At 70.3% G+C, this 14515-nt stretch carries 10 protein-coding genes; 2 read left to right on the forward strand and 8 right to left on the reverse strand.

Translation table 11 applies throughout. The features are described from left to right. Window positions 1-79: 79 nt before the first annotated feature. The 7 genes from pknB to ABLG96_RS01725 are packed head-to-tail and all read right to left on the reverse strand — an operon-like array spanning window position 80 to window position 10591. Complete coding sequence (gene pknB, locus ABLG96_RS01695) at window positions 80-2428, reverse strand: Stk1 family PASTA domain-containing Ser/Thr kinase (RefSeq protein ID WP_353649699.1); 2349 nt, start codon at window positions 2426-2428, stop codon at window positions 80-82. Next, on the reverse strand, window positions 2425-3684 hold the full coding sequence (locus ABLG96_RS01700; protein WP_353649700.1) for a protein kinase: 1260 nt from the start codon (window positions 3682-3684) through the stop codon (window positions 2425-2427). The genes pknB and ABLG96_RS01700 overlap by 4 nt, the downstream gene beginning before the upstream one ends. Further along, window positions 3684-5192 (reverse strand): penicillin-binding protein 2, encoded by a 1509-nt coding sequence (locus ABLG96_RS01705; RefSeq protein WP_353649701.1) that lies wholly within the window; start codon window positions 5190-5192, stop codon window positions 3684-3686. The genes ABLG96_RS01700 and ABLG96_RS01705 overlap by 1 nt, the downstream gene beginning before the upstream one ends. Then, entirely contained in the window at window positions 5189-6634 is a 1446-nt protein-coding gene (locus tag ABLG96_RS01710; protein ID WP_353649702.1) for an FtsW/RodA/SpoVE family cell cycle protein, read from the reverse strand. Before ABLG96_RS01710 ends, ABLG96_RS01705 begins: the two co-directional genes overlap by 4 nt. Beyond that, the gene (locus tag ABLG96_RS01715) at window positions 6631-8376 is read right to left on the reverse strand and encodes a PP2C family serine/threonine-protein phosphatase (RefSeq protein WP_353649703.1); all 1746 of its coding nucleotides are present in this window, start codon (window positions 8374-8376) and stop codon (window positions 6631-6633) included. Before ABLG96_RS01715 ends, ABLG96_RS01710 begins: the two co-directional genes overlap by 4 nt. Then, entirely contained in the window at window positions 8373-8867 is a 495-nt protein-coding gene (locus tag ABLG96_RS01720) for an FHA domain-containing protein (protein WP_353649704.1), read from the reverse strand. Before ABLG96_RS01720 ends, ABLG96_RS01715 begins: the two co-directional genes overlap by 4 nt. 14 nt (window positions 8868-8881) lie before the next feature. After that, entirely contained in the window at window positions 8882-10591 is a 1710-nt protein-coding gene (locus tag ABLG96_RS01725; protein ID WP_353649705.1) for an FhaA domain-containing protein, read from the reverse strand. A 540-nt stretch (window positions 10592-11131) separates the two neighbouring features. On the opposite strand from ABLG96_RS01725, the gene ABLG96_RS01730 reads away from it, so the two are divergent. Together ABLG96_RS01730 and ABLG96_RS01735 are read left to right on the forward strand one after the other, a co-directional pair. After that, entirely contained in the window at window positions 11132-12079 is a 948-nt protein-coding gene (locus ABLG96_RS01730) for a PadR family transcriptional regulator (protein ID WP_353649706.1), read from the forward strand. Further along, a complete protein-coding gene (locus ABLG96_RS01735) occupies window positions 12076-12636 on the forward strand; it encodes a DUF1707 domain-containing protein (RefSeq protein ID WP_353649707.1) in 561 nt (186 codons plus the stop codon). The genes ABLG96_RS01730 and ABLG96_RS01735 overlap by 4 nt, the downstream gene beginning before the upstream one ends. Window positions 12637-12818: 182 nt before the next feature. On the opposite strand, the gene ABLG96_RS01740 is transcribed toward ABLG96_RS01735, so the two are convergent. Next, complete coding sequence (locus ABLG96_RS01740; RefSeq protein WP_353649708.1) at window positions 12819-14471, reverse strand: ABC-F family ATP-binding cassette domain-containing protein; 1653 nt, start codon at window positions 14469-14471, stop codon at window positions 12819-12821. Window positions 14472-14515: the final 44 nt, after the last annotated feature.

Below are 14515 nucleotides of genomic sequence, written 5' to 3' on the forward strand. Positions count from 1 at the left end.
GCGTGAAAACGCCGAACGGACGTCCGGAGCACGCATTTCTGCCGATCGGGCGGTCGCGGCGCGAGCGGGCGGCTCGGGATCAGCCGCCCGGTCCCGGTGCGCCGGAGCTCTGCGACGGGCCGCTCTGCGACGGGCCGCTCTGCGACGGGCCGCTCTGTGACGGGCTGCTCTGTGACGGGTCGCTCTGCGAGGGCTGACCCGACGACGGGGCTGGGAAACTCGGCACGCTCTGCGAACTGGGCGGCGGCTCCGGCGCGTAGAGCGTCAGGGTGATCGGGGTCGAGACCGGGATGTTCGACCCCACCAGCAGTTCCGAACCGTCGGTCTGCAATTGCGCTGCGACGAAGCTGCCCTGACCGGGCGGTGCCGGGACGCTCGACTCGTTGATCGTCAGCTGGTTCAGGTCGTACCCGACCGCGGCGAGCTCCGAGCGTGCGGCGTCCGCAGACTCGCCGACCAGCGGCGGGACCTCGAAGGTCCGCTCGATCCCGATGGTCAGCTTCACGGTGGTGTCGAGCTTGTTGAGCTTGGTCTGCGGTGCAGGCGTCTGCCCGATCACCCGGCCCACCTCGGCGGCGTTGGACGTCTCCTGCTCCTCGGTGGCGGGCTGGTTCGAGAACCCGGCTGCGGCGAGTTGAGCCCGCGCATCCTCCGGGCTGGGCCGGTTCGTGCTCACATCCGGCATCACGAAGAGGCTGCTCCTGGACACGTCGAGGGTGACGATCTGGTTCTCCGAAACCTTGTCGCCGGCCTTGAACTCCTGCACGGCGACCACCTGGTCGGCCGGCTCGACGCCGTCCACCAGGTTCGGCTTCACCTGCAGCTTGAGCGCCTTCAGCTTGGCCTCCGCGTCGCTGAGCTGCAGTCCGACGAGGCCGTCGGGGAACACCACCAGGGTGGGTCCGGCGCCGACGCTGATGGTCACCTTCGATCCCGGTGGCACGCTGGCGTTCTTCTCCGGATCCTGGCTCTGCACCAGGTCGATCTGAGCTGTCTCCGATTCGACCTTCTTCACGGCCGTGACCAGACCGAGCCCCTGGATCTCCTTCGTCGCCTCCGAGGTGGACAGTCCCGACAGGTTGGGCACCGTCACGTTGAGCACCCCGGCGCCGATCTTCACCGTGACGGTGGAGCCCGGCTGGCGGGGAGTCCCGCCGGACGGGTTCTGCGAGACCACCTTGCCCTTGTCGGCGTTGTCGCCGGGGACGGCACTCGGATCGACCGCAATTTGCAGCTTGTACGAGGTCAGGATCCTGGCGGCCTCCGCCTGGGTCTTGGTCTTCAGATCCGGCACGGTGACGTCCGCGATCGGCCGCGGTCCCGAGGTGAACTTGACCGTCAGCAGGATCGCACCGGCCAGCAGCGCCAGACAGATCGCGCCGATGCCGACGTAACCCCAGATCTTCTTGGTCCGGGAGGACTCGTCGTCGTCGTCGTCCTCCCACTGCTCGGTGAACCTCCGCGGAGCGGCCAGGATCGGGGGTGTGGCGGACACCCCGGTGCCGACCCGCTGGGGTCCGCCGCGCGAGCTGCCGAGGATCTCGGTGCGCTCGGCGTCGTCCATCACCCGCGGGGCCTGGACGGCCTGGCCGGACAGGGCGCGCACCAGGTCGGCGCGCAGTTCGGCAGCCGTCTGGTACCGGTTGAGCGGGTTCTTGTTGAGCGCCTTGAGGACGATGGCGTCCATCTCCCGGGGCAACCCCGGTCGGACGGTGCTCGGCGGCTTCGGGTCCTCCCGGACGTGTTGGTAGGCAACAGCAACCGGGGAATCCCCGACGAACGGAGGTGCGCCGGTGATCAGTTCGTAGATGACGCAGCCGGTGGAGTAGACGTCGCTGCGGGCATCGACCGCCTCGCCGCGGGCCTGCTCCGGCGAGAGGTACTGCGCGGTGCCGATGACGGCGGCGGTGGCGGTCACCGACGACTGTCCGTCGGCGACGGCCCTGGCGATGCCGAAGTCCATCACCTTCACCGCGCCGGCCCGCGTCATCATGATGTTGGCGGGTTTGATGTCGCGGTGCACGATGCCGTGTCGGTGCGAGAAGTCGAGCGCGGCGCTCACGTCGGCGACGATCTCCATCGCCCGCTTCGGAGCCAGCGGTCCCTCCCGCTTGAGCAGGTCGCGCAGCGTCTCGCCGTCGACGTACTCCATGACGATGTAGGGCACCTTGTCGGTGCCGTTCGTGCCGGTGGTCTCGCCGGTGTCGTAGACGGCGACGATCGCCGGGTGGTTGAGCGAGGCGGCGTTCTGGGCCTCACGCCGGAACCGGATCTGGAAGGACGGGTCACGGGCCAGGTCAGCGCGCAGCACCTTGATCGCCACGTCCCGACCGAGCCGCAGGTCGCGGCCACGGTGGACCTCCGACATGCCGCCGAAACCGAGCGTGTCGCCGACCTGGTACCGATCGCCGAACAGTTGTCCCGTCATCGTGGTGCTTCGCCCATCCCTGTCTCGTGGTCGCTCCGACCTTGTTCCGAGCGGATTCCGGCCCACCCCATGGAGGATTGTCCCAGGTCGATCGTCCGGATCCGGCAACCGGCACGTCCGGCGGGTATGAGCAGCACCATTCCGGCGGCCGCACCCCCGGTCCCTGCCCGGTGCGCCAGGTACCAGCCGGCGGCGACCGCGAGCAGCAGGATCGTGAGTCCGATCGCCCAGGAGACACCGGTCCGGCGGGCCACCCGGCGGGGCATCGGAGCCAGACCGTGGCTGATCCTGACCTGTGCATCGTGTACCGCCTGGGCAGCGTGCGCGGCACTGGCCCGAGGCCCCGGAGCGCCGATCGGACCGGACAGCGGACCGACCACGGTCGTCGTCGGCGCGGCAGCGTTCCCGGCGACCGTGCGTCCGGCACGTACCTGCGCGACTGCCTCCGCCAACGCCGCACCATCGGCGAAGCGGGACCGTGGATCCTTCGCCAACATCCGGGTGACGAGTGCGGAGATCATCGGGGGCACGTCCGCAGGCAGTGCCGGCGGCGCGTTGTTGACCTGCATCGAGGCGATCTCGACCGGGCTGTCGGCCTGGAACGGGCGCTCGCCCGCCAGGCACTCGAAGGCCACGATGCCCAGTGCGTAGATGTCGGAGGCGGGGACGGCGTCGTGGCCGGCCGCCTGCTCGGGCGAGAGGTACTGGGCGGTGCCCATCACCATCCCGCCCTGGGTGATCGGCACCTGGTAGGCCGCCTTGGCGATGCCGAAGTCGGTGATCTTCACCTGACCGGCCGGGGTCACCATGATGTTGCCCGGCTTGATGTCCCGGTGCACCAGCGAGCGCAGGTGCGCCACCTGCAGAGCCCGACCGGACTGTTCCAACACGTCCAGCACCCGGGGCACGGAGATCTTCGTCTGGCGCGCGAGCACCGCCGACAGTGGCTCCCCGGAGACCAGTTCCATCACCAGGAACGCGGTGTCCCGCGGACCGCCGGCGATCGAGGCGACCTCGCCGTAGTCGTAGACGGAGGCGATCCCGGAGTGGTTGAGGGAGGCGGTGATCCGGGCCTCGGTGCGGAACCGGTCGACGAACTCGGTGTCGCTGGTGAGCTCCGACTTGAGGATCTTCACCGCGATCCGGCGGCCGAGCCGGCCGTCGTCGGCCGCCCACACCTCGCCCATCCCGCCGACCGCGATGCGCTCGGTGAGCCGGTACCTCTCGGACAGCAGCAGCCCTGGTGTGAGTGCCATCAGCCCTGTCCCTCCAGCGCCTTGGCGATGATCGCCCGCCCGATCGGGGCTGCCACCGTCGCGCCGGTCGCGGCGAGGCCCTTGTCGCCGCCCGCCGAGACGAACACCGAAACGGCGATCTGCGGATCGTCGTACGGGGCGAAGGCGGTGTACCAGGTGTGCGGCGGGTTGGCCTTCGGGTCGGTGCCGTACTCGGCGGTGCCGGTCTTGGACGCGATCTTGAGTGATGCCGGCGCCTGGACGCTGATGTTCTTCTCCGAGGCGATCATCATGTCGCGCACCTGGTTCGCGATCTCCGGCGGTACTGCCTGGTTGACGGTGACCGGTTCGGTGGCCGGCCGCAGCAGCGACAGGTCGGGCTTGGTGATCCGGGAGACCAGGTACGGCTGCATCCTGGTGCCGCCGTTGGCGATGGTTGCGGTGATCACCGCGTTCTGCAGCGGCGTCTCGGCGACGTCCCGCTGGCCGATCCCGGACTGGGCGACGGACGCCGCGTCGACCATCGGGCCGGTGCGTGAGGTGGCCACCTGGGTGCCGGCGAGGTCCCAGCTCTCGCCGATCCCGAAGGCCTGCGCCTGCGCCCTGAGGGTGTCGGCGCCGAGCTTCATCGCCACCTGCGCGAAGGCGGTGTTGCAGGAGTGCGCAAGGGCATCGGTGAGGCTGACGTCGCTGCCGCCGCGGCCCGCGCAGGTCTCGCCGCCGAAGTTCGAGAGGGTGGCGCCGTTCGTCGCCGGCAGGGTGATCTGCGGGACCCCGGTGACGGCGCTGGTCGGGGTGAAACCGTTCTGCAGCGCAGCCGCGGCGACCACCAGCTTGAACGTGGAGCCCGGCGGATAGACCGATTCGGTGGCCCGGTTCACGCTGACCCCGGGTGCCGTCTGGGAGGCGTACTGCTGGTAGGCCGCCCCCTGGGTGGCGGGGCTGTGCGAGGCGAGCTTGTTGAGGTCGTAGGACGGCGAGGTGATCAGCGCGAGAACCTCGCCGGTCTTCGGCCGGATGGCGACGACCGCGCCGACGTAGCCCTTCTGGGTGAGCATCGAGTAGGCGAGCTGCTGCAGCTTCGGCACCAGCGTCAGCTCGATGTTGCCGCCGCGGGGATCGCGACCGGTGAACAGATCGGACACGTTGTCCACCAACAGGCCGGGGTCATCTCCGGACAGCACCGAGTTGTAGGTGCTCTCCAGCCCGGCGCTGCCGTAGTTCAGCGACAGGAAGCCGGTGACGTTGCCGTAGGCGGCACCCCCCGGGTAGCTGCGCTGGTAGCGGTACTCGTCGGTGGATGCGGCGCTGCGGGCGAGTACGACGCCGCCGGCCGCGACGATCTGACCGCGCTGCCGGTTGAAGTCCTCGACCGCAGTGCGGCGGTTGGCGGGATCGGAGCGGTACTCGTCGGACTTGACGACCTGGATGTAGCCGATGTTGAGCAGCAGCAGGCTCAGCATCACCAACATGACGCTGCCCAGCCGACGCAGCGGTCGGTGGGTGGGCAGCACGGAACGGTTGTTCACGAGGCACCGTCCTTGGCAACCGGAACCATCTCGGTGCGCGCTTCGATCAGCGGCGCCGGTTTCGGTCTCACCGGTTCGGCCGGTCGCCGGGAGGAATCCGAGATGCGCATCAGCAGGGCGAGGATGATGTAGTTCGCCAGCAGCGAGGAGCCGCCGTACGACAGGAACGGGGTGGTGAGCCCGGTCAACGGGATCAACCGGGTGACGCCGCCGACGATGATGAACACCTGCAGCGCCAGCGAGAACGCCAGCCCGCCGGCGAACAGCGAACCGAAGGTGTCCTTGACCGCCATCGCGGTCCGCAGCCCGCGGCCGGTCAGGATCATGTAGAGCACGATGATCACGGTCAGCCCGACCAGGCCGAGCTCCTCACCCAGCGCGGCGATGATGAAGTCGCTGCTGGCGAACGGGACGGTGTTCGGCCGGCCGCCGCCGAGACCGGTGCCGAAGATGCCGCCGGTGCCAAGCCCGAACAGCGACTGGACCAGCTGGTAGCTGCTGCCGCTGGGGTCGGCGAACGGGTGCAGCCAGATGTCGACCCGGACCCGGACGTGCGAGAACAGCTGGTACATCAGGGTCGCGCCGCCGGCGAACGCCAGCAGCCCGATGATCAGCCAGGACGCCCGGCTGGAGGCCAGGTAGATCATCACCAGCAGGGTGCCGAACAGCAGCAGCGAGGTGCCGAGGTCGCTGCCGCGGACCAGGATCGCCAAGGTCACGGCGAGCGCGACGATCACCGGACCGAGGTCGCGGATGCGCGGCAGCTGCAGGCCGAGGAACTTCTTGCCCGCCGTGCGCAGCACGCCGATCTTGCTGGTCAGGAACGCGGCCGAGAAGATGATCAGGGCGACCTTGGCGAACTCGGCCGGCTGGATGGAGAGCACCCCGGGAATCCGCAACCAGATCTTGGCGCCGTTGATCGTCGGTGCGACCGCCGATGGCAGCACCGCGGGCAACGCCATGAACACGAGCCCCACCAGGGCGATCGTGTAGGCGTACTGCTGCAGCACGGTGTGGTCGCGGACCAGCGCCAGCACGATGATGAACAGCAGCAGCGCGATCCCCGTCCAGACCAGCTGCAGCGGCGCCTGTGCCGAGGGCGCGTCGTTGTCGTCGGCCAGGGCCTTGACCACCGCGCCGAGGTCCAGCCGGTGGATCATCACCAGCCCGATGCCGTTGAGCAGGGCGGCGACGGGCATCAGCACCGGGTCGGCGTAGGGCGCGAACCTGCGCACCGCGAGATGGGTGATGACGAGCGAGAGCAGGTATCCGCCCCCGTACCAGGCGAGGTCCCAGGTCAGGCTGCGGTTCTGGTTCAGCTCGACGATCACCATCGCCGAGGTGACGATGACGGCGGCGAACACCAGGAGGCCGAGCTCCGCGGCGCGGCCGGTCCGGGCGAGCCGGGTGCCGCGCGGGGGAGTCATGGGGGCACTGCTCATCGGCGCACCCGGCAGGGGGGCGGGGTCCCCGGCACGTTCGGATCCAGCGTGCTGGCCGGCGTGCTGGTGGGCTGGGTGGACTCCGCGGAGGCGGTGGTCCCGACCCCCTGCCGTTCGGCGCGACGCAGCTCGTCGACCGACCGCAGCGCACGGTCGACGGCTCGTCCGGCAGCGGCCGGTGCCGGCTCGTCGAATGCGGCTGTGCTCATCGCCGTGGCGCCGGCCCGCAACCGGTTCTTGGGATCGGTGGGGCGGGTGGACGTCGACGCGCGGGGTCCACCGCCACTCGATCGGGTGTCGCCCGTCGCGCTGCGGGAGGTGCTGCTGCGGGGGGTGTTGCTGCGGGAGGATTCACCGGATGATCTGGGGCCGGTGGTCGACGGCGGCGTGCTGGCGGGCGGTGTACTCGGCCGGCCGCTCGAGGAGGACGGGATGTCCCCGGTGGGCTCCGTGCACAGCGGGAGCAGCCGCGCCCGCAGTTGCCCGATGACGTCCCTGGCAGCGAGCAGATCGCCCGAGGGTGAACCGGCGTTGACCAGGTCCTTGGCCGACTGCTGCAGGTCGTCGGCGTACAACGGGCCACACGGCGTGCCGGGGGCCGCCGGGTCCACCACGCACGAGGTCTCCGCGACGTCGGAGAAGGTGAATCCCAGGATGTTGCCGTTCAGCCCGCGATAGACCACCACGGTGCCGTCGTCCGCGACCCCGACGTAGTACTGGTCGCGACCCCAGACGACGAGTCCGGCGACGGTGGCGGCGAGCGCGACGACGATCGCCGCGGCGAGCGCCAGGCGGAAGCGGATCTTCCGGCGCCGGGCCGCCGGTGACGGTTCGTCGTCCTGCTCGTCCTCGGGGGTGTCGTCGTCGAGGTCGTCCTCGTCGTCCGACCGACCCGGCGGAACCCCGAGCCTCGCCTCCTCCAGCGGCGACAGCGGCACTCTGGGCATTCGCTGCGTCTCGTGCAGCGGCCGCATCGGACCAGTTGCCTCCGGGTCGTACACCCCGGTGGGGATCGTGGAGCGCGCTCCGACTTCCAGCACGTCCGCGACGATGACGGTGACGTTGTCCGGGCCGCCGGCCACCAGGGCCAGCTCCACCAGACGGTCGGCGGCGGTGTCGGCGTCCGGTTCGGCGAGGCCGTCCGCGATGGCCTCGGCCGCGATCACCGACGACAGCCCGTCCGAGCACAGCATGTAGCGATCGCCGACGTGGATCTGTCGCAGCGACAACATGGGGTCGGCATCGGAGCCGTTGAGCGCCCGCAGCAGCAGGTTGCGTTGCGGGTGGTGGGTCGCTTCCTCCTCGGTGATGCGGCCCTCGTCGACGAGCGACTGGACGAAGGTGTCGTCGTGGCTGAGCTGGTGGAGCACCCCGTCGCGGTAGAGGTAGGCGCGTGAATCGCCGATGTGCGCCAACGCCATCCGGTCGCCGTCGAACAGCATGGCGGTGACGGTGGTGCCCATCCCGTCGAGGTCGGGATCCTCGTCGACGAGTTCGGCGATCGCCTCGTTGCCCGACCGGACCGCCTGGTGCAGTGGATTGGTGAGGTCGTCGCCGGGGGTGTCGGAATCCAGGTCGGTGAACGCCGCGACCACCACTCTGGACGCGAGGTCGCCGGCGGCGTGACCGCCCATGCCGTCGGCGACGACCAGCAGCCGATCACCGGCGTAGACCGAGTCCTGGTTGTTGGCCCTGACCAGACCGCGGTCGCTGCGCGCGGCATAGCGCAGCCGATGGGTCATGGGCGCAACTCGATGACGGTCCGGCCGATCCGGATCGGCACCCCTACCGGAACGGCCATCGGCGAGTTGATGCGCTGCCGATCGAGGTAGGTGCCGTTCGTCGAGCCCAGGTCCTCCAGGTAGAAGGTCGCGCCCTCGCGGCTGATCCTGGCGTGCCGGGTCGAGGCGTAGTCGTCGTCGAGCACCAGCGTCGAATCGTCGGCGCGACCGATCAGGATCGGCGCCTCACCCAGGCGCAGCCGGGTACCCGACAGCGACCCGGCCGTCACCACGAGGGTGGCAGGCGGCAGCGGGGCGGCGCCACGGAACTGTTGTCCTGCCTGCTTCTCCGCCTGCTTCGCTGCCTTGCGCTCGCCGCGGGCCGACGCCTTGGTCACCGCTCCGCCCGCCGTGCGGAGGTCGGCCCGGATGACCCGGATCGCCGCCCACACGAACAGGCACAGCAGTAGCAGGAAGCCCACCCGGGTGAGCTGCAGAATCAGTGCCGGCACTTCTGTTCTCCGCCTTACCCGCGGGTGGAGAAGACGACCGTCGAGTGACCGATCCGGATGACGTCTCCCTCGGCGAGCTGCCAGGTCTGCACGGACGAACCGTTCACGGTCGAACCGTTGGTCGAGCCGAGGTCGTGCAGCACCGCCGTCTGGCCGTCGAAGTAGATGTCGATGTGCCGACGGCTGACGCTGGTGTCGGGCAGCCGGAACGAGGCGTCCTGCCCGCGTCCGACGATGTTCGATCCACGCTGCAGTTGGTAGGAGCGGTGCGAGCCGTCGTCGACGGTGAGCACGGCGGTGGCGTCGGCGACGGCGGCGGGCTGCTCGTACTGCTGCTGGCCGCCGGGGTAGCCGACCGGGGCCCCTGCGGGCTGACCGTACTGCTGGTAGGAATCCGCGGGGGCGCCGCCGTACTGCGGGTAGGCCTGGCCCTGGTCGGCGGGTGCCGCAGGCTGGCCGTAGTGCTGATAGGAGTCGGGCGGCTGGTAGGCCTCCGGGGCGGCGGGCGGCTGCCCGTAGCCCTGCTGCCCGTAGCCCGGCTGCCCGTAATCCGGCTGGCCGTAGCCCGGCTGCTGGCCGTAGCCCTGCTGGCCGTAGCCCTGCTGTCCGTAGCCCTGCTGGCCGTAGCCCTGCTGGCCGTAGCCCTGCTGGCCGTAGGCGGGCTGGTCGTACCCGGGCTGGCCGTAGCCCTGCTGGGCGGGCTGGCCGTACTGATCGTACCCGGGCTGCTGGCGGTAGCCCTGCTGGTCGTGACCGGGCTGCTGGCCGTAGCCCTGCTGGGCCGGCTGGCCGTACTGGTCGTAACCCTGCTGCTCATGGCCGGGCTGCTGGTAGCCCTGCTGGCCGTGGCTCTGCTGCTCGTGGCCGGGCTGCTGGCCGTGGCCCTGCTGGGCGGGCTGGCCGTATTGGTCGTAACCCTGCTGCGGGTACTGGCCGTACTGCGGGTCAGGGCCGCCCTGCCCGCCGTACTGCTCGTGGCCCTGCTGTGGCGGTTGGCCGTACACCGGTGCCGGCTGCTGTGGGTACTGGCCGTGCTGCTGCGGATCCTGACCCTGGGCGGGCGGTGCGTACTGCTGCTGGCCCTGGTCCCGGGCGGGCTGGCCGTACTGCTGGTAGCCGTCAGGGGTGGGAGCGGCTCCACCCTCGGGCCGGGACTGCTCCGGGTACGGCCGCTCCGAGTCCGGGTGCTGACTCATCTGTGCCACTCCTGTCGGTCGGTGGTTCGCCTGCGGGTGCCCCGGGAGTCGGGTGCCGTCCTTCGTGTCACTGCTCTTGGTGTCACTGCTCTTGGTGTCGCGGTGCTCGGTGCTGCTGGAACGGGTGCTGCGGCTGCGACTGTTGCCATGTCGGTCGACGTCCGGGTCGACCTCGGAGCTGATCTTGAACTGTCCGGTGTGCAGCGCCGGCGATTCCTCGATCGTCACCACCACGTCACCGAAGGTCTGCCAACCCTGCTCGGTCAGATACTCGTCGATCATCCCCGAGAGCGCGCCCGCGACGCGATTCTTGGCATCGCCGATGTCGGAGGAATCGGACGGGCCCATCCGCACGACGTAGTGGTTCGGCGCCACCGACGCACTGCCCTGGCGCTGCACGTGGTCAGCGGCCTCGTGCTGGAGCGCCTCCGCCACCTCGGTCGGATGGACCGAGCCGCCGAACAGTCGGGCGAACGTGCCGGCGACGGCGCCCTGGAGGCGTCGCTCGAAGTTCTGCAGAAGGCTCACCGGGTCGTCACCTGCTCTCCTCGCGTTGATCGGCTGTCGGTCGGACGGGCGGCTGTGCTGGCGCGGACCGCCGCACGTCAAGGCTCGATGGTAGTGGTGAGGAGGTCCGTCGTGGCCGGATCGTCCCGCTGGGGGGCGCCGGCGGTGCCGGTGAGGGGCTTCCCGGGGCCGCTGGCGCACTGCCCCGAGCTCGCCGACCAGCAGTGTTGTCGCAACGAACCCCACGCCGCACCCGGATCGGGTGATCCCGCTGCGGCAGCTGTGCCGCAGGACGTGCCGGCCTCCGCGAGCCGCGGTGCAGCCGGGGGACCTTCGGGGAGAACCCTGAGATTTCCCTGAGAGTTGCCGTCCGTCCTGGCAGGTCAGAGACTTGCGATATATCGTTGAACTATCGCCGAACAGCTACGAACCGCAGATCGACGGCAGCAGTGCCGAGCACGACCAGCGGAACGAGCGGCACCGGAGCTGATCACTGCGGAACCCGGCGATTCGACCAACAAGCTCCGAACCGTGAGGTCCGGACGTAGAAGGAGACACACCATGAGTGAATGGATGCAGGGGCGTCGTCAGGGTTTCGACCCGGCAGAGCTGCCCCAGATGATCAAGCAGTTCCTGAGTGAGAACGGCTTCGGCGGGGATCGCGCCGCCCGGACCGACGAGCCAGGAGTACCCGGCGACGCCGGTGAGCGCGGCCACCGCCGTCGTCCGCCGTCGGACGGCCCGTTCGGCGCCTGGGCTGACGACGACCGCGGTCCTCGCGGTGGTGGCCACCGAGGTGGTCCGCGCGGCGGTGGCCCCCGGGGCGGTCGCGGTCGCGGCCCGTTCGGTCAGGGCTTCGGACGAGATTTCGGCCCGCAGTTTGCCGGCCTGTTCGGCGGACCCGGCGGCGGCTGGCCCGGGCGCGGACCGCGCCGCGGTCGCGGTGAGGTGCGGTTGGCAGTGCTCGCACTGCTCGCCGAGGAACCCCGGCACGGCTACCAGATGATCCAGGAGATCGAGACCCGCTCCGGCGGGAGCTGGAAGCCCAGCCCCGGCTCGGTGTATCCCACGCTGCAGCAACTCGAGGACGAGGCGCTGATTCGCGCCGAGGACGTCGACGGCCGCCGGGTCTTCAAGCTCACCGACGAAGGCTCGGCCTACGTCGCGACCAAGTCCGAGGAGATCGCCCAGCTCTGGGCATCGGTCGCCCCGGAGCCGGCCGAGGGCGGAGACCACCTGGGAGAGTTGATCTTCGGGGTGGCGACGGCGTTCTTCCACGTGTGCACCACCGGTACGGCGACGCAGCGGGACCAGGCCAGGGAAATCCTCGCCCGGACCCGAGCGGACCTGTACAAGGTGCTCGGCGAAGACGGTGCCACGGCTGCGACGGGCGAGCTCCCGGATGCGGCCGAGGGTCACGACGGTGCCGGTGACGGTGCGCACGACGGTGCCGAAGACGGTGCCCACGATGGTGCAGTGAGCCACGACGAGACGAAGGACGAGCGATGAATACACGGATGCGGGCGGCCGACACCGACCGTCAGGAAGCCGCCGACCTGTTGGCGCAGCACGTCGGCAGTGGTCGGCTGACCACCGACGAGTACGACGAGCGGGTCCAGAAGGCCTACCGCGCAACCTATCTGGACGAGATCGATGAGGTGTTCGGCGACCTGCCCGGTGGCTCCGGATACGCCAGGGGTGGACAGTTCGGCGGCTCGTTCGCCGGCCCGTTCCAGTCCGCGTTCAGCGGGCCGATGGCCGGCGCGGGATCGCTGGCCGGCGGAATTCGATCTGCCGCAACGCGTTCCGGGATGCGGCAGGCGGCCCGCCGCTCACCCGTCGGAGCGGTCATCGCTGCGGTGGTCGGCGTTGCTGCGCTGATGCTGGTGGTGAGCATCGTCGTCGGCGTCATTGCGGTGGCCCTGCACCTGATCGTGCCGGTGCTGGTGATCATGCTGATCGTCGGCCTCGTCCGTGGTCGACGCCGCGGCCCGCGGTTCGGACCCGGTGCCGGTCGCGGGTTCGCCGGTCGCGGATTCGGGCCACACGGTCAGGCGCGCGGCTGACCACGTGCGGCTGACCACGTGCGGCTGAACCGCACGGCAGTACCCAGGACGGGTGCCCGGAGTGATCCGGGCACCCGTCTTCTGCGTTCCCCCGTCCATCCGTTCGGCGTTTTTACGCCGAGCCGAGCGATCCAGCACGCGTTCGTGCCGATTCGATGGCTGGTCTGCCGCCCGGCCGGACCTCAGCGGGATTCGGTCAGCCGTCCCGCATCGAGGTGCCAGCGCCGGGTGCCGCGTACCTCGGCCGACATCCGCCGGTCGTGGGTCACCAGCAGCAGGGTGCCGTCGAAGCTGTCGATCGCCTGCTCGAGCTGCTCGATGGCGGGCAGGTCGAGGTGATTCGTCGGCTCGTCCAGCACCAGCAGGTTGACCTCGGTGGCCTGCAGCAGGGCCAGCGCCGCCCTCGTCCGCTCGCCCGGCGACAGCGAACCGGCAGGCCGCAGGACGTGGTCGCGAGTGAGGCCGAACTTCGCGAGCAGTGTGCGCACCTCGGCATCAGGCCAGTCCGGGACGGCGTCGCCGAACGCGCGCGCCAGCGGCTGGTCGCCGAGGAACAGCCCGCGGGCCTGGTCGATCTCGCCGATCCGCACACCTGATCCGAGCGACACACTGCCTGCGTCCACCGGGATCCGGCCCAGCAGTGCGCCGATCAGCGTCGTCTTGCCGGAGCCGTTGCTCCCGGTGATGACGATCCGATCCGCGAAATCCACTTGCGCGTCAACAGGTCCGAGGGTGAAGGCGCCGCGGCGCACCACGGCTGCGTTCGCCGTCGCGACCACGCTTCCGGAGCGCGGGGCAGCGCCGATCGTCATCTGGAGCTGCCACTCCTTGCGCGGCTCCTCGACCACGTCGAGCCGTTCGATCATCCGCTGCGTCTGACGCGCCTTGGCCGCCTGCTTCTCGCTGCTCTCCAGCCGGTGCGCCTTGCCGATCTTGTCGTTGTCCGGCGCCTTCCGGCGGGCGTTGCGGACACCCTGGGCCATCCAGTTCCGTTGCATCTGGGCGCGGTCCTTGAGCGATCCGAGCTTGTCGTCGTACTCCTCGAACTCCGCCCGCGCATGACGTCTGGCCACGTCCCGCTCGTGCAGGTAGGCGTCGTACCCGCCCTCGTAGATGCCGATCGAGTGCTGCGCCAGATCGAGCTCGACGATCCCGGAAACGGTGCGCGCCAGGAACTCCCGGTCGTGGCTGACGATCACGGCCGGCGACCGCAGGCCCTGGACGAACTTCTCCAGCAGTGCCAGCCCGTCGAGATCCAGGTCGTTGGTCGGCTCGTCGAGCAGCAGCACGTCGTACCGGGACAGCAGCAGCGCCGCCAAGCCGACGCGGGCGGCCTGCCCGCCGGACAGTGCGGTCATCGGGCGGTCGAGGTCCGCCGGGGTGTCGAGCGCGAGACCGACGTCGGCGGCGACAGACCCGATGCGCTGCTCCAGGTCGGCGCCGCCCAGTGCCAGCCAACGCTCCAGCGCTGCGGCATAGACATCGTCCGCGTCCGGCGTCCCCTCGGCGAGCGCGACGGCGGCCCGGTCCATCGCCTCCAGGGCTGCGCTGACGCCGGTGCGGCGCGCGATGAACGCGGCGATCGTCTCGCCCTCCCGCCGCTCCGGCTCCTGGTGCAGGTGGCCGATGGTGGCGGTGGGTGGGCTGACGCTGATCCGGCCGTCCAGCGGGGCGTCCTCGCCGGCCAGCAGGCGTAGCAGGGTGGTCTTGCCGGCCCCGTTGGCGCCGACGAGGCCGATGACGTCACCAGGGGCGACCACCAGGTCGAGACCGTCGAACAGCACCCGGCCGCCGTGACCGGCGGACAAGTTGATGGCCTGGAGGGTTGCGCTCATGGTGCTTCAAACGCTACCGGCCCCGACCGCGCCGCCCGAGCCGA

This window comes from Nakamurella sp. A5-74 (assembly GCF_040438885.1).
Classification (GTDB): domain Bacteria; phylum Actinomycetota; class Actinomycetes; order Mycobacteriales; family Nakamurellaceae; genus Nakamurella.

What these genes read in the sequence shown, in the direction of transcription:
- ABLG96_RS01700 (WP_353649700.1), bottom strand. Translation starts at nt 3,684, where the DNA reads ATGGCACTCACACCAGGGCTGCTGCTGTCCGAGAGGTACCGGCTCACC.
- ABLG96_RS01730 (WP_353649706.1), top strand. Translation starts at nt 11,132, where the DNA reads ATGAGTGAATGGATGCAGGGGCGTCGTCAGGGTTTCGACCCGGCAGAG.
- ABLG96_RS01735 (WP_353649707.1), top strand. Translation starts at nt 12,076, where the DNA reads ATGAATACACGGATGCGGGCGGCCGACACCGACCGTCAGGAAGCCGCC.
- ABLG96_RS01715 (WP_353649703.1), bottom strand. Translation starts at nt 8,376, where the DNA reads ATGACCCATCGGCTGCGCTATGCCGCGCGCAGCGACCGCGGTCTGGTC.
- ABLG96_RS01710 (WP_353649702.1), bottom strand. Translation starts at nt 6,634, where the DNA reads ATGAGCAGTGCCCCCATGACTCCCCCGCGCGGCACCCGGCTCGCCCGG.
- pknB (WP_353649699.1), bottom strand. Translation starts at nt 2,428, where the DNA reads ATGACGGGACAACTGTTCGGCGATCGGTACCAGGTCGGCGACACGCTC.
- ABLG96_RS01740 (WP_353649708.1), bottom strand. Translation starts at nt 14,471, where the DNA reads ATGAGCGCAACCCTCCAGGCCATCAACTTGTCCGCCGGTCACGGCGGC.